The sequence below is a fragment of the Acinetobacter sp. MD2 genome (genome assembly GCF_035615575.1).
Lineage (GTDB): Bacteria > Pseudomonadota > Gammaproteobacteria > Pseudomonadales > Moraxellaceae > Acinetobacter.
The window spans coordinates 249460-269489 of record NZ_VTDK01000001.1; the positions used below are offsets into that span (position 1 = coordinate 249460).

At 39.2% G+C, this 20030-nt stretch carries 20 protein-coding genes; 18 read left to right on the forward strand and 2 right to left on the reverse strand.

Annotation, left to right across the window (positions count from 1 at the left end):
• Positions 1-5: 5 nt before the first annotated feature.
• Positions 6-449: a hypothetical protein gene (locus tag FXN70_RS01170; protein ID WP_324645584.1), complete on the forward strand. Its 444-nt coding sequence runs from the start codon at positions 6-8 to the stop codon at positions 447-449.
• 136 nt (positions 450-585) lie between these two features.
• The gene (locus tag FXN70_RS01175; RefSeq protein ID WP_324645585.1) at positions 586-753 is read left to right on the forward strand and encodes a hypothetical protein; all 168 of its coding nucleotides are present in this window, start codon (positions 586-588) and stop codon (positions 751-753) included.
• A 25-nt stretch (positions 754-778) separates the two neighbouring features.
• Here FXN70_RS01175 and FXN70_RS01180 read toward each other — a convergent pair whose 3' ends face one another.
• Together FXN70_RS01180 and FXN70_RS01185 are read right to left on the reverse strand one after the other, a co-directional pair.
• Positions 779-2215 carry a sensor domain-containing diguanylate cyclase gene (locus FXN70_RS01180; protein ID WP_324645586.1) on the reverse strand — a complete coding sequence of 479 codons (1437 nt, stop codon included), beginning with the start codon at positions 2213-2215 and terminating at the stop codon, positions 779-781.
• A gap of 61 nt (positions 2216-2276) precedes the next feature.
• Positions 2277-3062 (reverse strand): hypothetical protein, encoded by a 786-nt coding sequence (locus FXN70_RS01185; RefSeq protein WP_324645587.1) that lies wholly within the window; start codon positions 3060-3062, stop codon positions 2277-2279.
• Positions 3063-3241: 179 nt separating this feature from the next.
• Here FXN70_RS01185 and uvrB point away from each other — a divergent pair, with 179 nt between their 5' ends.
• The 16 genes from uvrB to FXN70_RS01265 all read left to right on the forward strand — a co-directional run bounded on the left by uvrB (position 3242) and on the right by FXN70_RS01265 (position 18824).
• On the forward strand, positions 3242-5257 hold the full coding sequence (gene uvrB / locus FXN70_RS01190) for an excinuclease ABC subunit UvrB (RefSeq protein WP_420714346.1): 2016 nt from the start codon (positions 3242-3244) through the stop codon (positions 5255-5257).
• A 103-nt stretch (positions 5258-5360) separates the two neighbouring features.
• Positions 5361-5909 (forward strand): lipocalin family protein, encoded by a 549-nt coding sequence (locus FXN70_RS01195; RefSeq protein WP_324645589.1) that lies wholly within the window; start codon positions 5361-5363, stop codon positions 5907-5909.
• Positions 5910-5998: 89 nt separating this feature from the next.
• Entirely contained in the window at positions 5999-6937 is a 939-nt protein-coding gene (gene rarD / locus FXN70_RS01200) for an EamA family transporter RarD (RefSeq protein WP_324645590.1), read from the forward strand.
• Between the two features lie 194 nt (positions 6938-7131).
• Complete coding sequence (locus FXN70_RS01205) at positions 7132-8586, forward strand: glyceraldehyde-3-phosphate dehydrogenase (protein WP_324645591.1); 1455 nt, start codon at positions 7132-7134, stop codon at positions 8584-8586.
• Between the two features lie 461 nt (positions 8587-9047).
• Positions 9048-10253 (forward strand): Obg family GTPase CgtA, encoded by a 1206-nt coding sequence (gene cgtA / locus FXN70_RS01210; RefSeq protein ID WP_324645592.1) that lies wholly within the window; start codon positions 9048-9050, stop codon positions 10251-10253.
• Between the two features lie 18 nt (positions 10254-10271).
• The gene (proB, locus tag FXN70_RS01215) at positions 10272-11405 is read left to right on the forward strand and encodes a glutamate 5-kinase (RefSeq protein WP_324645593.1); all 1134 of its coding nucleotides are present in this window, start codon (positions 10272-10274) and stop codon (positions 11403-11405) included.
• Between the two features lie 260 nt (positions 11406-11665).
• Positions 11666-12862, forward strand: coding sequence for a site-specific integrase (locus FXN70_RS01220; protein WP_324645594.1), 1197 nt, complete (start codon positions 11666-11668; stop codon positions 12860-12862).
• A 142-nt stretch (positions 12863-13004) separates the two neighbouring features.
• A complete protein-coding gene (locus FXN70_RS01225; RefSeq protein ID WP_324645595.1) occupies positions 13005-13838 on the forward strand; it encodes a hypothetical protein in 834 nt (277 codons plus the stop codon).
• A 96-nt stretch (positions 13839-13934) separates the two neighbouring features.
• Entirely contained in the window at positions 13935-14225 is a 291-nt protein-coding gene (locus FXN70_RS01230) for a helix-turn-helix transcriptional regulator (RefSeq protein ID WP_324645596.1), read from the forward strand.
• Between the two features lie 2 nt (positions 14226-14227).
• The gene (locus FXN70_RS01235) at positions 14228-14443 is read left to right on the forward strand and encodes a helix-turn-helix domain-containing protein (RefSeq protein ID WP_324645597.1); all 216 of its coding nucleotides are present in this window, start codon (positions 14228-14230) and stop codon (positions 14441-14443) included.
• Positions 14440-14946, forward strand: a complete 507-nt coding sequence (locus FXN70_RS01240) for a Bro-N domain-containing protein (protein ID WP_324645598.1) — start codon at positions 14440-14442, stop codon at positions 14944-14946. The genes FXN70_RS01235 and FXN70_RS01240 overlap by 4 nt, the downstream gene beginning before the upstream one ends.
• Entirely contained in the window at positions 14939-15307 is a 369-nt protein-coding gene (locus tag FXN70_RS01245; RefSeq protein WP_324645599.1) for a hypothetical protein, read from the forward strand. Before FXN70_RS01240 ends, FXN70_RS01245 begins: the two co-directional genes overlap by 8 nt.
• Positions 15308-15316: 9 nt before the next feature.
• Complete coding sequence (locus FXN70_RS01250; RefSeq protein WP_324645600.1) at positions 15317-15625, forward strand: hypothetical protein; 309 nt, start codon at positions 15317-15319, stop codon at positions 15623-15625.
• Between the two features lie 2 nt (positions 15626-15627).
• Complete coding sequence (locus FXN70_RS01255) at positions 15628-15933, forward strand: hypothetical protein (protein ID WP_324645601.1); 306 nt, start codon at positions 15628-15630, stop codon at positions 15931-15933.
• The gene (locus tag FXN70_RS01260; RefSeq protein ID WP_324645602.1) at positions 15930-18056 is read left to right on the forward strand and encodes a DUF3987 domain-containing protein; all 2127 of its coding nucleotides are present in this window, start codon (positions 15930-15932) and stop codon (positions 18054-18056) included. The genes FXN70_RS01255 and FXN70_RS01260 overlap by 4 nt, the downstream gene beginning before the upstream one ends.
• Positions 18057-18299: 243 nt before the next feature.
• Entirely contained in the window at positions 18300-18824 is a 525-nt protein-coding gene (locus FXN70_RS01265) for a hypothetical protein (protein ID WP_324645603.1), read from the forward strand.
• The last annotated feature ends 1206 nt before the right edge of the window (positions 18825-20030 follow it).

Below are 20030 nucleotides of genomic sequence, written 5' to 3' on the forward strand. Positions count from 1 at the left end.
TATATATGCAAAAAATCTCTGATCTTGAGCAAAATGTGATCGACAACCTTCGTCAAGTGATTATGGTTTTAAAAAAAAGATTAGCGACTCAACCTAAATTTGCTAATTTGAGTCATTCACAATTGAATGTGTTGATTTATTTGGAGAAGCATACTACCGCTACGGTGACTGAACTGGCTAAAAATGAAGGGATATCGGTACAGTCGATGGGGGTAAATATTCAATTTTTAAAAGATAAGCATTTGCTTGTGTTTAAAAAAGATATGCAAGATAAACGTAAAACGATTTTGTCTCTGTCGGAACAATGCGGTCGTGATGTGCGGCTTTTTAAGCAACAGAGTGATTTGTGGTTTGCAGAACAAATTAATACCAAATTGAGCGATGCTGAGCAAGAACAGTTGTTAATAGGCGTGCGCTTGCTTGCAAAAACCTTTAATGATTTGAAGTAAAAGCAGATTTTCTATGTTCTGGCGTAGTAAAATATTATATTTGGGTGAGCTAATAATCGTGTGATTATAAAAAAACTCGTCAAAATTAAAGAAAAGCCGTAAAATGGCGCTGAATTTGAATTTTTAGATGAATGGTATGACAACTTCTAAGCCTAAAGTGACCCTGCCGTTTCCTTTGCCAACCAAAGATGCGCAAGACTCAACGGATGCAGTTCACAACCAAGTCCGTCCAAAACCTGAGCAATATGCAGACCGCACGTGGATGCCACCACGTGGTACTCGCCGCTCTATGGGGAAACGTTAAAAAACAGGCTTTGTGCCTGTTTTTTTTATGCATTCACGCTTTGCTGATAAAAATGTTTTTTATTGAGATACATTTTTTGATCGGCACGTTTAAGTAATTGTTCAAGGGTTTCATCTGCAAAATTTGTTGCATGCCCAATGGATAAACTAATTGGACGGCTTGAGTGAAACTGATTGTCTAGACTGACTAATTCATGAATGGTATGCAGCAAACTTTGAGCAACCTCCTTGTTGGCATTTGGCATTAGAATCACAAATTCATCACCACCTACACGGGATGCTGTAAATTTAGTATCTAAAATAACTTGGTTCAGAATGACGCCCACGCGGCGTAAAATGTCATCTCCAGTATCATGTCCAAGGGTATCATTAATTTCTTTTAAGCCATTTAAGTCTAAAAACATACATGAAATTAATGAAAGATGACTGCGTTGTAGTCGATTTACTTCTTCATTAAAGAATGAACGGTTAAATAATTTGGTTAATACATCGTGTTTGCCTAAGTATTCTAAGTAATTCTCTGCTTTTTTGCGGGCAGTAATATCGGTCAGTGCGACTTGTACCAATTTCCAATTGTGTTCATAGCCTGGAAAAACCGTGAATTGAAGTAGAACATTACGAATTGTACCATCTAGGGCATAATTGACTGCTTCACGTTGATGATGAATATTGCCTTTCCAAAGTTCAATTAATTGCTCTCTAAAGGTGTTGTTCATTTCTTGTGAGAAAATTTTATGGGTGTTTTTGAGCAAAATATCTTTATTTGGTGCTTTGAATAAATCTAGGGTTGCTTGATTAACATCAAGGATGACAATATTTTCAATGCATTGTTGTACGAAATCGTGGTGTACATCTAAAAAAGTCCGAAAATCTTCAATACCCAATGCTTTGAGTTGGTCAATACGTTCTTTAACTCGACTAAAGTCTTCAACCCATAAGGATGTGGGTGAGTACATAAACATGGATTGTGCTAATTGCCGATTTTTTTCTTCGAGTCTACGGGCATTTTGATAAGCTGTAATATCTTCTGTGGTGAGTAAAACCCGAGATAAGTCGTGTTCGAAGCCTGGTAAAACGGTTGCTCTGACCTGAACATCTAATCTAACACCAGTTAATGTGTAGTTAATATTGGTGCTGCTAAATTCTGTTTTGCCTTCCCATAATGCTGCAAGTTCGTAAATGTGCGATTGCAACATTTCTTCTTTAAAGATTAAGTCTAAATGCTGACAAAGGTGGTCTTGGTCTTGTGCTTGAAAGACCTCTAACGTTTTTTGGTTGACTTTTAGCACTTGAATCTGTTGTGATGAATGAATTAATTTTTCAGGATGTTGTGTGAGAAATTTGACTAAATCTGTCACGCCTTGTGCTCGCCATTCATCAAATAAGGCTTTAACTTTACTGAAATCTTCCAACCACATTGGAATGGGTGCGAGATCAAAAATAGACGAATCTAAAAAGTTCATGTGATACCCTGTATTTAAATCATTAGAATTATTACAAAAGAGTCTATGGTATTGATTATACTTAGTGTTTTGCTTTGCGTTTAATAGGGTGTTTAATCACGATTTTTCCATGCCAAGCTTCAATAAACTCTTGTTCATTAAACTCATAGAGTTCCATAAGACCCAAGACAGTACCGCCAAATAAGTACCAAGCATCACTTTGCGGAATGAGATTAAACAATACATTGACTTGTTTTAGAATATCTTCAATTTCAAAGTCACGTCTACGCCCATAGCGATCTTCGGGATAAGGTTTGTCGTTTAAAACTTTTAATGCAACTTGCCGTTCTGCTGCCGACAGTTCAGTACTTTTTAAAGCTTGTGCATAATCTTCAGCTAAAATTACCTCTGGCTTAAAAATTTGTTGCAGCATTTGGGCATCTAAATTGGGGAAAAGTGCCGCAGCATTGGTTTCAATATAGGGTTGGAATGATTCTGGAAAAGTCACATTCGATGAAATTCCACGAAATAGTGGAGCAATGTCGGAGGTTTGATAGCCTGCTTGCCCACAGCCCAGTGCTGTAATGAAGTAATGAGTATTTGGGTGCTGTTTAGTATAAATTTTAAAGTCTTCAATATAATGCTGAATTTGTGCCAGTAGCATGGGTTGTAAATGTTCATTTAAAGTAGGTATGGCGAAGCTTTGACCAGACCAGCCACGCCCAACACCATGTAGTGCACCAAAGAACTGTTGTGCAATACGTGCTGCACCTTCGCTATGCTTCCCAGCCAAGTCGCTACCAAATACAAAAATTGTGTCGTCATTTAAGTTTTTGATGATACTTTCATCATGGTATTGATAATTCATTTTTTAAAATTTTCCATCTTAAATAAAGTTGAAAATATTGCAGTGGTATACGCGAAAGAACTGCATGAATGATGTTATGGTGCTATTGATTGTGAACTTGGTCAAGTAAAAACACTTGAATTTTGGGTCAATTCGCAGCATTTTGAATAAAGAATTTATATTATTTGTGTGAGCACGTTGTGAGCAATCAACCGTTTGAACTAAAAACACATTATCAGCCTGCTGGTGATCAGCCGCAAGCCATTGAAAAGTTGGTTGCGGGGGTGCATCAAGGTTTAAAAAATCAATTGTTACTTGGGGTTACGGGTTCTGGTAAAACCTATACTGTGGCCAATGTAATTGCACAATTACAGCGCCCAACCATTATTATGGCGCATAATAAAACCCTTGCTGCACAGCTTTATGGTGAGTTTAAGGCATTTTTCCCCAATAATGCGGTGGAATACTTCGTCAGTTATTATGACTATTATCAGCCAGAAGCCTATGTGCCATCTTCCGATACCTTCATTGAAAAAGATTCGGCAATTAATGACCATATCGACCAAATGCGCTTGTCTGCGACGCGTACCTTATTAGAGCGCAAAGATGCGATTATTGTGGCTTCAGTTTCGGCTATTTATGGTTTGGGTGACCCCAATGCCTATATGCAAATGTTGCTACATGTGGTGCAAGGCGATCAAATCCATCGCGATGCACTGATTCGGCGTTTGGTTGAAATGCAATATGTTCGTAATGAACTTGAGTTTGTGCGCGGAACGTATCGAATTCGGGGTGAAACGATTGATATTTTTCCTGCCGAATCGGATCAGGAAGCTATTCGAATTGAACTCTTTGATGATGAGGTCGACTCAATTCGTTGGTTTGATCCATTAACGGGCAAGATGATTCGTAAAACCCCACGCGTCACTATTTATCCAAAAAGTCATTACGTTACCCCAAAAGATCATTTATACCGTGCCATCGACACCATTAAAGCTGAACTTAAAGATCAAATTGCATTTTTTAAAGCGCAGGATAAATTGCTTGAAGCACAGCGAATAGAACAACGTACTCGCTATGATTTGGAGATGATGCAACAATTGGGTTATACCAATGGCATTGAAAATTACTCACGACATTTGTCGGGACGTCAGGCAGGGGAAGCACCACCAACTTTATTCGATTATTTGCCTGAAGACGCCTTGCTGATCATTGATGAGTCACATGTGAGTGTACCGCAAATTGGTGCCATGTATAACGGTGACCGCTCGCGTAAAGAAAACTTGGTGAATTATGGTTTTCGTTTGCCGAGCGCTTTAGATAATCGTCCGATGAAATTTGAGGAATGGGAGAGAATCGTCCCGACTACCTTGTTTGTCAGTGCAACACCTGCACGCTATGAATTAGAAAAATCTGAACAAGTAGTCGAACAATTGGTTCGCCCAACAGGCTTAATTGACCCTGAAATTGAAATTCGACCTGTGCTTACACAAGTGGACGATGTGCTGTCGGAGATTAATCATCGTAAAAAGTTAGATGAACGTGTGTTGGTCACGACATTAACCAAACGTATGGCGGAAGATTTGACTGCATATTTAAAAGAGTATGGGGTAAAAGTCGCGTATTTGCATTCAGATATTGATACAGTTGAACGGGTTAAAATTATCCATGAACTACGTACAGGTGTGCATGATGTTCTTGTGGGTATTAATTTACTTCGAGAAGGTTTGGATATGCCGGAAGTATCTTTAGTGGCTATTTTAGATGCCGATAAGGAAGGCTTTTTACGTTCTGAGCGTTCATTAATTCAAACCATCGGTCGTGCAGCGCGAAATATTAACGGCAAAGCCATTTTGTATGCTGACCGCATTACCGATTCAATGCGTAAAGCGATGGACGAAACGGAACGTCGCCGTGAAAAACAAATTCAATTTAATCAAGAGCATGGTATTACGCCAAGAAGTGCTGTGCGTCGGGCGGTTAAAGACATCGACACAGGCGAAGTTATTGTTGAGGATGCAACTCTTGCAATTGAAGATCAGGTGCAAGCCTTAACAGCAGATGAACAACATTTACTTGCCGATCCAAAATTGCTCGCGAAGCATTTGGCTAAACTTGAAAAAGAGATGCTTGGTGCATCTAAGGCATTGCAATTTGAACAAGCTGCGCAAATTCGTGATGAAATACTAAGGTTAAAGGTCTATTTGCGTATGTAGTATGACCATGGCGTCAGTGCTTATCGCAACAATTTACGTTTCAAGTTAAGCTGCTTAATAAAAATGATATGGAGAAGCATACATGCGAGGTGGATATAACATAATGCAAAAGTTAGCAGGTTTGTTATTCGTGTTTTTTGTTGCATTGCAGAGTCATGCTCATGCACAAGATAAAAGCATGTTAACTGTGGCTGAAGTGCAATTAGACCGCTACTTGGGAGTTTGGTATGAAATTGCGCGTAAGCCAATGTATTTTGAAAATAAATGCGTAAAGAATGTTACGGCAAGTTATACCTTAAATGAAAATGGCAATGTTGTGGTCGAAAACCGTTGTGATGGTGAAGATCATCAGGTATATCGTGCAATAGGTGAAGCATTTGTGGTGAATCCACCTGCAAATACCAAATTCAAAGTTAGTTTTTTACCTGAAGTATTGCGTTGGATGCCCATCGGTCGTGGTGATTATTGGGTACTTAAATTGGATGATCAGTATCAAACAGTTTTGGTTGGGGAACCATCGCGTCAATACTTATGGATATTGGCGAGAACACCACAAATTTCTGCTGAAACATTAAATGAATATCTTTGCTTTGCTCAGCGCTTAGGTTATCAAACCGATGATTTAATTCGAACGCAACAAAATGAAAAATAATGCTTAAATTAGATGTTTGATTGCGTCTTTTTAATGATAGTGTGTCGCTTTGAATAAGAATCAAACAATGTGGAATGTTGGGGTTATAGATGATTAAGGGTGTGGTGTGTTCGGTTTTGGCCTCTACCATTTTTGGATTGTTGTATTTTTACAGTAAATTGCTTGTGGTTTTCGATGGGACTCAAGTTTTTGGTTGGCGAATGATCTCTTTGCTACCATTTTTGACCTTATTTATGTGGTTGACGCGTGATATTGGTTTGATTAAAGAAATCTATTTGCGAATAAAAGCAAAGCCTGCATTTTTTCTGCTTCTCATATTGAGTGCTTTTTTGTCGGGGTTGCAACTGTGGCTGTTTCTATGGGCGCCAATCAATGGGCGAGGCATGCAGGTGTCTTTAGGGTATTTTCTATTGCCATTGGTTTTGGTGATGGTGGGTAGCTTATTTTATAAAGAAAAACTTTCGGTATTTCAAAAAATAGCGGTGTTACTGGCGGGTTTTGGTGTTGCTCATGAAATTTGGCGCATGGGCGGAATTGCGTGGGAAACGGTGCTCGTGGCAGTTGGCTATTCTACATACTTCTTTATGCGCCGGCTAATTAAGACAGATCATTTGGGGGGCTTTTGGTGGGATAACGTTTTAATTTTGCCTGTAGCATTTTATTTTGTGAATACATGGACAATGCCTTGGTCGACGTATTTAGCGCAGCCACATTTAATTGCAGTGATTATAGGTTTGGGTATTTTAAGTGCAATTGGATTGGGTAGCTATATTCTAGCGAGTCGTTTTTTGCCTATGGTGATTTTTGGTTTGTTAAGTTATTTGGAGCCAATTTTACTTGCAATGGCGTCCTTGTTACTTGGGGAAAAAATTCATTCGACAGAATTGCTCACCTATATTCCGATTTGGTGTGCGGTTGTGGTTTTGGTGTTAGAGGGCATACGACACTTATATAAGCAGTATCAGGCTAAGCGGATATTGGTTGTGAATATGGAAAAATTCTCTGCTCGAAAGGAAGATTATCGGTAAAAAAGATGGGGTTTAGCTAAGCTTATAATTTTTATACTCATTTACTTTGTGAATATATAATCATTATTTATATATGTGATGTTATCATAATTTTTAGATTATAATGGTGCGGTAATTTAATTTTAACTTACTGGTAATTGTTTTAGAATGTATGTGGGATAAAAAGCTATATCATTACATTTGAGGACATACTTGTGAGCAAAGACACGATTATTGCACTACATGCAGAACATCAAGGTCGTTGGAAGAATCGCGAAGAAATTGCGGAGAAGATGATTGCTTTGATTGGTCATTTGTATCGTGAAAAAAACATTGTGACCTCAGTTTATGGTCGTGCATTGGTAAATCGCTCAGTCATTCAAATTTTAAAAGCTCATCGCCGTACACGTGTGGTCGATCTTGAGTTGTCAGTTGTACATACTTTTCCGTTGTTAGAAGCGCTTGCAAAGCTTGATAATATTGGCTCTGCCGAAGTTGATTTAGGTAAACTTACTGTTGCATTTAGAGAACAAGGTGGTGATGTCGATGCCTTTGTTGCGAATGCGGTTGCACCAATTGAAGGGCGTGCAACAGAAGTTGAGCCAAAAGAGGTGGTGTTATATGGCTTTGGTCGCATTGGCCGCATCTTAGCGCGTTTAATGATTGAACAAACCGGTATTGGTCGTGGTTTAAACTTAAAAGCAATTGTGGTGCGTAAAGGCTCAGATGGCGATTTAGCTAAACGCGCGTCTTTATTGCGCCGTGATTCAATTCATGGTTCATTTGCAGGCACAATTTCAATTGATGAAGAAAATGAAGCCATTATTGCTAATGGTAATTACATTAAAATCATTTATGCATCAAATCCAAGTGAAGTTGATTATACCGAATATGGTATTGAAAATGCCTTAGTTATTGATAATACAGGCAAATGGCGTGACGCTGAAGGTTTGTCACAGCATTTAAAATGTAACGGTGCTGCACGTGTCGTATTAACTGCACCGGGTAAAGGCGACATGAAAAATGTAGTCTTTGGTGTGAATCAGGCTGATATTTTAGATGAAGATAAAATTATTTCGGCAGCAAGCTGTACTACCAATGCAATTACGCCATTGTTAAAAGTTTTGTATGACAAGTACGAAGTATTGAATGGTCATGTTGAAACGGTACATTCGTTTACTAACGATCAAAACTTAATTGATAACTATCATAAAGCAGACCGCCGTGGTCGCGCAGCAACATTAAACATGGTCATTACCGAAACAGGTGCAGCTAAAGCGGTTGCTAAAGCATTGCCTGTGTTAAAAGATAAACTCACTGGAAACTCGGTTCGCGTACCAACACCAAACGTTTCTTTAGCGATTTTAAATCTTACTTTGGCTAAAGAGGTTGATCGTGACGAAGTTAATGAATATATCCGTCAAATTTCAATTGGTTCAGGTTTGCAAGGTCAAATTGGTTATGTAAATTCACCAGAAGTTGTGTCGAGTGACTTTATCGGTTCGCGTAGCGCGGGTATTTTCGATGCACAGGCAACAATTGCATCGGGTACGCGTTTAACTGCTTACGTTTGGTATGATAACGAAGTAGGTTATAGCTGTCAGGTGCTGCGTATTGCAGAGTTAATGAGTGGTGTCAATTACCCTAAAGTGCCAATTCTTTCTGTATAAGGCATTGAGCCATAAAAGATCCCAGTTGTAATACTGGGATTTTTTATGGCTGTAAAGTTAGTATTTAATTAAATATACATTCGGTGAAGTGCCTGATTAGTCGTTCAATAGAGTATTTGAAGTTTTTAGATTTTATAGATAATACTATTTTGCTTGGAATTAGATAATAAGCTTTAACTGGCTTCTGTTGTCTCTAGTAATAGGTTGTTGATTTACTTTACCTGTTATTACGGCATGTTTTGAAGTGCTATCTTATGTTGAGAGTTGAATGAGATGGGTTGGCAAATCGAAAAAGCTCGATCTTTTTGTGGTTTGGAGTGAGGAAAATTTACAAGAAATTCTTTTACAGCACAAAAATGTACGGCTTGTTTAGATAAAATTCAATCTACTGATTATTCTATTCGAGAAATTGAATAAAATATGGCAGAATAGGCGGTTTTAGAGATTTAGAGGATTGGCAGATGCGCTTTGTTGATGAAGCAGTCATTACCGTAGAGGCTGGCGACGGTGGCAATGGCGTGGCCAGTTTTCGCCGTGAAAAATTTGTACCTTTTGGTGGTCCAGATGGTGGTGATGGTGGTCGTGGCGGCAGTGTTTATATTCAAGCCGAAAACGACACTGGTACCTTAGTCGATTATCGATATACCCGTAGGTTCCGTGCTGAACGCGGAAAAAATGGTTCAGGCGCAAACTGTGCGGGTCGTGGTGCACCCGACGTAATTTTAAAAGTTCCAGTCGGTACAACAATTGTAGATACTGAATCTGGCGATATTATTGGTGACTTGGTTGAACATGGTCAACGCGTATTGGTTGCTAATGGTGGTGATGGTGGTTTGGGTAATACCCATTTTAAATCATCGACCAACCGTGCGCCGCGTAAATTTACCACAGGCATTAAAGGCGAGTTTCGTGAAATACGCTTAGAGCTTAAAGTGCTTGCCGATGTTGGTTTATTGGGTATGCCGAATGCGGGTAAATCGACTTTCATTCGTGCTGTTTCTGCGGCAAAACCAAAAGTTGCAGATTATCCATTTACCACAATGGTACCGAACTTAGGTGTTGTGGACGCTGACCGTCATCGTTCATTTGTTATGGCAGATATTCCGGGGCTAATTGAAGGTGCGGCAGAAGGTGCAGGGCTTGGGATTCGTTTCTTAAAGCACTTGGCGCGTACCCGTATTTTATTACACATTGTGGATGTTCAACCGATTGATGGTTCTGATCCAATTCACAATGCCAAAGCAATTTTGGGTGAGTTAAACAAATTTTCACCAACTTTAGCGCAATTGCCTGTGGTATTGGTGTTGAATAAGTTAGATCAGCTAGATGATGCGACCCGTGACGAATGGTGTCAGCATATTTTAACTGAGCTTGCATGGACTGGTCCTGTGTTTAAAACTTCAGGTTTACTTGAAGCGGGTACTAAAGAAGTCGTGTATTACTTGATGGATCAAATTGAACAACAACGCGAGCGTGAAGTTGAAGATCCTGAATACGCAGCAGAAATGAAAGCCTTCCGTGATCAGCTTGAAGCTGAAACACGTGAGCAAACTTTGGCAGCAAAAGAAGCTTACCGTGAAATGCGCAGAGCACAGCGTTTGGGTGGTGACGACTTTGATGATGAAGATGATGAAGACAGCGAAGTGGAAGTATTCTACGTACGTTAAGATGTGACTTAAAATAGGATGATAGACGTGGGGAACGGGCAACGTCAGCTGAAAAGCTTAAAACGTATTGTAGTTAAAATTGGATCTGCTTTACTCACTGCTAATGGTCAAGGTTTAGACCTTGATGCAATTTCACATTGGGCAAGTCAAATTGCCGAATTACATGTGAAAGGGCATGAAATCATATTGGTTTCATCGGGTGCGGTGGCAGAAGGTATGGTGCGAATGAAACTGACCGCTCGACCCACAGATTTGCCGAGTCTCCAAGCGTGTGCTGCGATTGGCCAAATGGGTTTGGTGCAAACGTGGTCGAGTGTTTTAGACAAAAATCACATTAAAACCGCCCAAGTGCTTTTAACGCATGATGACTTGGCTGATCGTCGCCGTTATCTTAATTCATGTGATGCTTTGCAACATTTGATCGATTGGCGTGTTATTCCCGTGATTAATGAAAATGATACGGTATCAACCGATGAAATTCGTTTTGGTGATAACGACACACTAGCTGCCATGGTTGCAGGGCAGGTGCATGCTGATTTATTGATTATCTTAACCGATCAGCAAGGTATGTTTGATGCCGATCCACGTTCGAATCCAAATGCCAAATTACTTTCAACAGTGCGTGCCTTAGATGATGAATTATTTGAAATGGCAGGCGGTGGTGGCGTATTCGGGCGTGGTGGTATGGTGACCAAAGTCCGTGCAGCACGGCTTGCGGCTAAGTCAGGTTGTCCAACTTTAATTGCCAGTGGTGAAAGTGAAAACGTATTGTCACGCTTAATGGCGGGGGAAATGTTGGGGACACTATTTGTAACTGACAATGACCGTATCACGGCGCATCAGCAGTGGCTTGCAGCACACTTACAAACCGCAGGACGTTTGGTGATTGACGCGGGTGCGGTTGATGCCATTAAACTTCAACATCGCAGTTTGTTACCTGTTGGTGTGAAAGCCATTGAAGGGCATTTTGAACGTGGCGATGTAGTGGAATGTGTTGATCAGCAAGGGCAGCGAATTGCGGTTGGGCGTGTGAATTTTAGTTCGCGTTCTGCTGATATTGTTAAAGGTTTGGCATCTGATAAAGTTTTTCAGGTGTTAGGTGAAGCGCGTTCGCTTGAAATGATTCATCGCAATCATATGGCAATATATTAGCAAAAACGTGCAATAACGAAACATTACTCAAAGGCTTTATTCTGCAAGGGATAGAGCCTTTTTGTTGCGTGGTGCAATAACATGCAATAGACTAGAAAAACAGCATGACTGGAGGTTAAATTGGAGGTTAAAAATGATTAATTGCCATAAGTGCTTAAAAAGTTAAGAAAAATCTTGATTTTTTAACCTCCAATGAAGCCATAAACATCTATTGCTATAAAGTTTAGGTGGTTTAACTATTTGAATTATTGAGGAAAATTATGCTTACCAAGATGCAAATTGATGCGATAAAAACAACCTCCAAAATTCAAAAAATCCATGACAGTGAAATGCTGTATTTATTCGTTTCACCAACGGGCCGAAAAACATGGAAAGTTTTGTTCACGTTGGATGGGAAAAAGAACACGATTACACTGGGCGAATATCCAAAGGTTTTGAATGCTAAAGATGCACGGTTACGCCGTGATGAAATTAAAAAGCTAGTGGCCGAAGGGACGAACCCAACAGAACAAAAACGACAAGACAGACTACAAGACTTATCTAAGATGAGCTTTGCTGATTTGATAAACCTTTACGCTGAGAAAGTGACACCCCATAAACGTGGTGGGCGTGTGGAAACTGTAATTTTAAATGGCTATATAAGAGCATTCCCTAAGCTGATGAAGAAGCCTGTTAAAGAGCTAGGGCAGTTAGATATGATTCAATTTAGGGATGAACGCCTTAAAACTGTTAAAAGTGCCACAGTAGCGAGGGATTTAGGTTTGTTGAGTGCTGTATTTAAGTATGCACGGCAAGAACTTAGAATTATGGATAGCTCACCTTTAACGGATGTGGCCAAGCCAAAACAATCACCCAGTCGTAACAGACGTATTTCACAGGATGAAATTGAGCAAATTCTACAAGGCTTTAAATATGATGGACGTTCGCAACCAGTAACCAAGAAGCAGCAGACGGCTTGGTGCTTCTTATTTGCCATTGAAACCGCAATGAGGGCAGGCGAGATAACAGGTTTAAAGTGGGCCAATGTTTTTGATAAGCATGTAGAGCTTGAAATCACCAAGAATGGCACACCTCGAAAAGTGCCACTGTCTAAACGAGCTATTGAGTTATTGAGCTATATGCGTGGTATTGATGAAACGAGCGTTTGCACCGTTAAAAATAGTGTGGCAGAGGGTGAAGTAGGTCGAGGTAGTTTGTCTGCATACTTCAATCAAGTGGTGACAGGTAAACTCAAAATTGATGATTTAACTTTCCATGACACACGCCACGAAGCAATATCACGTATGGTTAAAAATTTAAAAATACCAGTCGAAGTCTTGGCAAAAATTACAGGGCATAAAACGATTAGTATTTTGATTAATACTTACTACAATCCCGACATTGAAGAACTTGCCGACCACCTACACCAAGTCGATGACCCTAGTATTATTTCATTTAAAAAGAGAGCGACAATATAAGACGCATAAAGCCATGTAAGCACATGCAATCACGGCGTTATCTGTTATATTTGAGTTGTTAAGTCTAGGTTTGCTCCCGAAAGTACACATCCCAAGTGTATTGACTTAACTCATTTCTTTGGGGGGGCTGTGGGAGGCATGAATGGGGTTATTGCATTTAATTAATACTGAAAATGATAAAAACTATATAAGCCTGTTTGAAGCTATTAATTTACTGGCAAAAAAAACAGGTTCAGATATTTATGAAGTAGCTACTTATTTATTAAATAAAGATGTGCATATTCAGCTTTACAGTCATACTAGGGATAGTTGCTATAAGATAGTTCAAACAAGCTCAATTGCTTACAGTGGTGGTGATATCTCATGGTGTGGAGATAATGATGCTTTTGAATTATTAAGACAAATTACGGAAACAGAAAAAAATTTCTCAGCAAAATCTATTAGTGAATATGGAAAAAATACAGATTTAAGTAAGTCTACATTTTGGAATAAGCAAGAATTTTTTAATAATGAAAGCATAGTAGCAGCAATAAATTACAACCCTAATAAATTCATAGATGAGCTAGATGGTTTTTTTGATGATATAAATGTTCAAGATGATAATATTGATAACTATTGGATTGAACCAATAGAACCCGACTATGAGGCATGGGAAAAAATAGATAAGTATTTAACAGAAGAATATGAGCTAGACCAAGCACAAGAACGCATCAAACAGCCTGAAGATGAACAGAATATTGGGCTAGAAATCCAATCTAGCAATGACAAATCCAAACTAGCTACACGTGAAGAAAATAATATTATTAAAGTTTTAGCTGTTTTAGCTGATATGAGTGCAGGAATTGATGTATCAAAACCTTATGAAGCACATGGGATAATGGATAGGAAAGCGCAACTTTTAGGCATTGAAAAATTTCCAAGTGATGAAAGTATAAAAAAATGGTTTTTAAAAGCAAATGAATGCAAAAAATCCTAACTAGGATATTTCTAAATCCTAACTAGGATAATTAATAAAAAATCATAAACATACTACACCCAAGCAGTAACGCTTTATTACTTGTAAGGGTGCAGTATGACTACCAAAGAACAATTTTTACGAATCAAACAAATCGCCAGTACATCGGCAACCCCTGAAAAAGTCCACGTTTATAAATCGGGCGATAATATTGGCAAGCAACGCATTATTCGAGCCAAAGAAGCCCAACAAGGCTTAATTTCTGTATCTGCCAAAACAATATGGGAATGGGTGCGACAAGGAAAATTCCCAAAACCAATCAAGTTAAGTGATAACGTCACTGTATGGCGTAAATCTGATATTGACGCATGGTTAGAAGATAAAGCCAATGCAGTGATGGAGGCTTGACCATGCCGAACCATCAATCTCAAGTTTTAGGCCACCTTAAACAAGGTCGCACCCTCTCACAAGCCGAAGCAATCAAGCATTTCGATTGCTACCGTCTAAGCGCCGTTATAGAGCGATTACGCAAACAAGGTTACAACATTGTGACCTACAAGGAAGCCAATACCAAGAACAAAGGCACACATGCACGTTATGAACTTGTTGGGGAATTTGAAGCATGAACCCATCTATTTTCAACTTTAATCAAAACGCCATTCGTACAGCAGTAAATGCAGATAATGAGCCAGTAATCTGCCTGCCTGATGTGTGTAAAGCAATGGGCTTTAAGAATGCTCATACAAGCCGATTTAATCTAAATCCAAAGGGTATACATGAAATGTATACCCTTACAAATGGCGGTATGCAAAAACTCACCTTCATTACCGAAGAAAATTTATATCGAGTTATCTTTCGATCTAATAAACCCGAAGCACTAAATTTCCAAAATTGGGTATTTTCAGAGGTATTGCCAAGTATTCGCAAGACTGGCAGCTATGCAGCAAGACAGACCGCTTTTGATGAATTAAACCGCTTGTGTATGCAAGAAAAAGTATCCAAAGATAAAGGCTCATTTCATAGTCATGGAATGCACCGCCGTAAGCATGAAAAGCATTTAAATGCCTTAAGCATTCAAACATGCAAGGCAAATATTCAACTAACTTTTGAGGGTTTACACAATGACTAACCATGTAAACCCTGAATTTTTCAAAGCCTTTGACCATTATAAAAACATGGTGAAGCAATACGGCGAACATCATCCAATAACCGAACAAGCGTTATTTCTAACGATGTACTACACGCCTGAACACATCAAAGAAGAAATGCACCAAAAGGCTAAAGAACTCAATTTACTGCCTAAACCGACTGGTTACACCGATGACGGCGAACCAATGTTTAGCCTTGATGATATTGCCAAGCACTTTGGTATTTCAGTTGAAGAAGCAGAGCAAAAACTATTACAGATGATGGATAACCGTACCGCCGTTGGGTTATCCAATGACGGCGTTTTAGTTAATTCAAATATAAAAATTAACCGTGTGCAATGAGGTGCGAGCATGAAAAATAAATCAATCCATATTGCCAACATGCCGAAGTATGGTTATATTTGTCGGGCTTTGTGCAAAATCACAAAGTTAGCTTTGGTCGGCTATAATAAATCAGCGCATACAGTCCGCTTAGTGGGCTTTTTTTGTATGCGTATTCTCTCTATGCGTTCGCATATCTTTATGGCGAAGTTGGAGGGGGACACGCTTGCGTGTGCCAGTTACCTGATTTACTGGTCGACCAACCCCCTTCAGCTTTGCCACCATAATTACTTGGTCGTAATTGGCAAGGCTTCTGCAATAAAATCAGGAGCGCATTAATCATGCCTAACTCAAATCAAACTACCGCTATTCAAACATACAATACCACCGACATGGTTGATGCTTATTCGCTTGCCGAGTGTGATATGCGTTGGATGAGTGTTGCAATATCAGACATTAAAAAACGACTTCAAGAACTGAACAATGAACTTGGCCATAAAAGTATTGTTGGCCTTTATGCCTTAGAGCATACCGTTGATATGTACCAATATATTGCCGAGAACCGCCTTAATTATTATATGGGTGAAACAGAAGCCTACGAAGCAGAATTAAATGGCCATAAAAAATCGTGTGGAGGTGCAGCATGAATGTAAAACCTTCATGGGATACCACGCCCGATATGTTTCTAAATGGTGATGATGACCATTCAACTATCCCCCAAGAACAACAAAGCCCACTCGATCCAGTGGGCCATGATGCCGATGTTTCAATAATTGAAGCATTGGAGAATCAAACAGGTACATTAAACATTAGCCCTTTAAAAGATGCAATGGTCACAGTGTTTGGTGGCTGTCCACCTGAAATACGCCGTTCATTTATTGAAGATGCCACCCAGTACGGTGAGGCAACAGACAACGCCCTTTATGGTTTGGTGGTATGGGATACCTTTAATGAGCATCTTGAACACTCAGGCTGTATTTTTAGTAATCCTACCGCACAGAATGAACAGGATGTGTGTTTTGGGCATGGTGGTCATTTCTTTAATCGGGATAAATTAGATCAATTGCCGCTACTGGTGACGGATGATATTGCCCTTGCATTTAAAACGGCGTATCCAGTCTATCAAGCCAAAAAAATTACTGCCGTGATGCTCAAGGCATTATCAGAACAGTGTGAAAAACTCTATTTTGTGGCTGCATTGCATGAAAAGGATGATATTCAACGCCGTTTCAGAGATTTAGATATTCCATTGCTGTTTTTACCTGAACCGCCATCTATAGTCATGGAGCAAGTTGAACTTGATAGAGAAATTGCTGCATTAATTATGGCAAATCACTCAAATGCATGGGGTGAATTATTGCCATTGGCACAGGCAGAACCACAAGCCCTTAGACCCTATCCGATTCATGCTCTACCACCAATCGCACAAGCTGCTGTAATGGCCATTGCTGAACATGTGCAAGCCCCTATTGCCATGACGGCTCAATGTGTTATCGGTGCTATGTCACATATTGCACAATCCAAAGTAAATGCACCTAACCGCTTTAAAGAAAGTGGCGAGCCATGCAGCCTATTTTTACTCACAGAGGGGCAAAGTGGCAGCCGTAAGAGTACAAGCCGAAATATGGCAGATAAGGCGATTTTACGGCATGAGAGAAAGCAATATGAGCTTTACCGTAAGGACATGGAGCAGTGGAAAAGCGGGCAAGCTAGTTTAAATAAAAAAGACCGTGAAGCCTATTGTGTGGAGAATCCACCACCACATGACCCTAGTACGATGTATAGCGACATTACTTTAGAATCATTGGCAGGCTTATATGTGGACGGCGTTCTTAATAATGCCTCTATTGCCAGTGATGAGGCCGGTCAATTCTTTGGTGGCCATACCATGAAGGGCGATACTCGAACCCAAGCACTTGGCAGCTTTACAAAGTTGTTTGATGATGGGCATGTGGAACGTACTCGCTCAAAATCAAATCTTAATGGCAGTGGTCGGGCAAATGACGTTCGATTAACCTTTAATTTACAGGGACAACATGAAGTTTTATCTGCTGCAATGTGTGACCCAATATTAAGGAATCAAGGATTTTTACCAAGATTCTTATTATCTATTCCTGAAAACTTAGCAGGTACACGGCTACAAGATGCAATCTATCAACAAAAGAATGCCCAAACCGACACACGGTTAATTCATTACTGGCAACGCTGTGAATATTTACTGGATGAATGCCCTTTACCACAAAACGATACCGAGCTTCATAATGGACGTTATGTCATTCAAATGGATGAAACAGCACAGGAGATTGATAACGAATTTTATAACGTGATTGAAGCCCTACAAGGTAAAGGACAGCGTTATGAATACCTACAGGCATTCGCCAGTCGTGCCAGTCAATTATCACGCCGTTTAGCCACTGTATTCGCTTATTTTCAAGGGCTACCATGTATTGATGCAAAGACACTTATGGGGGCGTGTGAAGTCGTTAAGCACTCATTGGAAGAATGGGCATCTTATGCAGAGGTTGAAGCCAAGACCGAAGGTGATGCAGAACGCCTGATTAAATGGATTGTTAAGAAGTGCATGGAGCAAAAGACAGACCGTTTAATTTATTCAAATGTTCAAACGTCATGCCCTAGACCCATGCAGAAGAATAAAAACCTTTTGGAAATGGTTATTCAGCAATTGATTGATTTTAACCATATCAAGATTGAATCTATTGGGCGCACTCGATACGTGATTATTAACCCTTTTTATCTAAATGATGACTAAGTGACTAAATGAGCGTGAAAGCCTTGCTACACAAGGCTATTCACTTAGCAGTCACTATTTTAGTCAGTGACTAAGTGACTAAATGAAATGACTAAACATAGCTAACTTAGTCACTTGTTTAGTCATTTAGTCAAAGCGGTTTTAGGTGACTGCTAAATGCAAAGCTATACATATCAATGCTTACAGGGCTATTTAGTCATTTAGTCACGTTTTTGACGTAAAAAATAAATAATGGTGTAAAAAATGAAATCAGACCTAATTCAATTTATCGGCATCCATCACGGCTATGAGAATAAAGACATTAAACGCTTACTTTCATTTAATGACCTTGATGGCATAACACATAATCTTTTAATCCCTGAAAGCTATTTTATAAACGGCGCAAATCGGGCATTAAAGATAATGGCACGCTATGGTCTGATGCCAAATAGAGCCAATACACAAATGCTTAATCAATTAATTGCCAGTCATCCATTGTCTGAATGTGAGGAAGTTTCCGATATTCAGAATTTACAATTCACTGAGATATGGACAACAGAGCCAAGAACCTACCAACAATTTTTAGAGTGGCTTTACCAGTATGGCTACAATCCCAATGAATGGCTGTCCATAGATGCAAAAAATAAGCCCATTACAGGTGAATCAGTGATGACGATAGGAAAAGATACACAAGGATTCTTTTATCGTCATATAGAGCAAATAGCAGCGAATGAATGGGATGTATTGAAAAGTATCGGTTCAACCCATTGGCAATATGCAAAGAGCTAAAAGGAAGTGACCGAAGTCCGTGCCGATGTGTTGCAATTATTGTGATGAATAAAGCCCCTTAATTGGGGCTTTATTTTGTTGGACAAGCATAGCGTTAAAAGACCTATAAAAAACACCTGAAAGCCAAGCTATACAATGATTATAGCTGTTTAACTAGAAACTTATTTCGTCCTGCTACGTCCAACAAAAATTAGATATACAAGATTCTTGAATTTAGGTTGACAGGAATCAGTTAAAACTATGCCTTAAATCGCTACCAAAGCTATATTTATCAATACTTTTATTAGTTTTTATAAAACCCTAATCCGTCAACGTACGTCAACCTAAATTCGATGGTTTGTATAGCTACGTATAGCAAGAACAGTCCCTATTAGATTTGAAATCTCAAAGGGTCGCATTTCAAATGGCATCCTATATTTAGTCTTACAGCCCTATACCCAAAATCATCTTAAGTTAGGCTCAAATCTATACGGCATAGGCTTTACGTCATTTTTGACGAATATCCACTTTGTAAGACTACGTAAGGGTAAATGTGTGTTGAATACACACTAATATTTTCCTTGATGAGCTACCAATTAAAAACAGTGTAAAACAGGCTGCAACCTATACATGACAAGGCTTACCGCTATTTGATAGTTGTTTGATTTCATCAAGGTACATCAAGGAAAAGTTTAAAAATATCACCACCCAACAAAGTAAATGTGAAATTAATAGCTTTGCATCTAAGCAACTGTGAAAAATACGGCGTTCCGTCCAAGTACGTCCAAGAAGGCTATTACAGGCATCGAAAAAGTCTTACACGGCGTTATTATCTTGCATGACAAGATATTTAAATTTGTTTTACAGAACCTTGTAAAAATGGCATTCAAATCCCCCCTAAAACCTATATAAATAAAGCATTACAGCTATTTTATTAGAACTGCATGTCGTAAAACTACGTAAAACAAAAAACTCGTTTTGTCATGCTACGTCATGCAAGATAAGCCCATTTCGTAAGACTACATAAAGATAAATTACTTTGATGGACTGCCAAAAATCTTGTTAAACACCCTAGTCAATTTACCTTGACAACAAACAATCTAAAAATCAAATCAAACTGATATAGACAAAGGCTTACAGATACTTTTATAAGTTGCATTTCGTCAAGGTAAAAAACCGATTTTGTCGTTCTACGTCGTACAAGATAACCATCACGATCTTAGTGAT

Excerpts from the sequence above, each read along its gene's own strand:
- FXN70_RS01265 (WP_324645603.1), top strand. The coding sequence starts at position 18,300 with ATGAAATCAGACCTAATTCAATTTATCGGCATCCATCACGGCTATGAG.
- FXN70_RS01235 (WP_324645597.1), top strand. The coding sequence starts at position 14,228 with ATGCCGAACCATCAATCTCAAGTTTTAGGCCACCTTAAACAAGGTCGC.
- FXN70_RS01245 (WP_324645599.1), top strand. The coding sequence starts at position 14,939 with ATGACTAACCATGTAAACCCTGAATTTTTCAAAGCCTTTGACCATTAT.
- FXN70_RS01170 (WP_324645584.1), top strand. The coding sequence starts at position 6 with ATGCAAAAAATCTCTGATCTTGAGCAAAATGTGATCGACAACCTTCGT.
- FXN70_RS01230 (WP_324645596.1), top strand. The coding sequence starts at position 13,935 with ATGACTACCAAAGAACAATTTTTACGAATCAAACAAATCGCCAGTACA.
- FXN70_RS01185 (WP_324645587.1), bottom strand. The coding sequence starts at position 3,062 with ATGAATTATCAATACCATGATGAAAGTATCATCAAAAACTTAAATGAC.
- FXN70_RS01250 (WP_324645600.1), top strand. The coding sequence starts at position 15,317 with ATGAAAAATAAATCAATCCATATTGCCAACATGCCGAAGTATGGTTAT.
- cgtA (WP_324645592.1), top strand. The coding sequence starts at position 9,048 with ATGCGCTTTGTTGATGAAGCAGTCATTACCGTAGAGGCTGGCGACGGT.
- FXN70_RS01255 (WP_324645601.1), top strand. The coding sequence starts at position 15,628 with ATGCCTAACTCAAATCAAACTACCGCTATTCAAACATACAATACCACC.
- FXN70_RS01180 (WP_324645586.1), bottom strand. The coding sequence starts at position 2,215 with ATGAACTTTTTAGATTCGTCTATTTTTGATCTCGCACCCATTCCAATG.
- proB (WP_324645593.1), top strand. The coding sequence starts at position 10,272 with ATGATAGACGTGGGGAACGGGCAACGTCAGCTGAAAAGCTTAAAACGT.
- FXN70_RS01220 (WP_324645594.1), top strand. The coding sequence starts at position 11,666 with ATGCTTACCAAGATGCAAATTGATGCGATAAAAACAACCTCCAAAATT.
- FXN70_RS01260 (WP_324645602.1), top strand. The coding sequence starts at position 15,930 with ATGAATGTAAAACCTTCATGGGATACCACGCCCGATATGTTTCTAAAT.
- FXN70_RS01175 (WP_324645585.1), top strand. The coding sequence starts at position 586 with ATGACAACTTCTAAGCCTAAAGTGACCCTGCCGTTTCCTTTGCCAACC.
- FXN70_RS01240 (WP_324645598.1), top strand. The coding sequence starts at position 14,440 with ATGAACCCATCTATTTTCAACTTTAATCAAAACGCCATTCGTACAGCA.
- FXN70_RS01195 (WP_324645589.1), top strand. The coding sequence starts at position 5,361 with ATGCAAAAGTTAGCAGGTTTGTTATTCGTGTTTTTTGTTGCATTGCAG.
- FXN70_RS01225 (WP_324645595.1), top strand. The coding sequence starts at position 13,005 with ATGGGGTTATTGCATTTAATTAATACTGAAAATGATAAAAACTATATA.
- rarD (WP_324645590.1), top strand. The coding sequence starts at position 5,999 with ATGATTAAGGGTGTGGTGTGTTCGGTTTTGGCCTCTACCATTTTTGGA.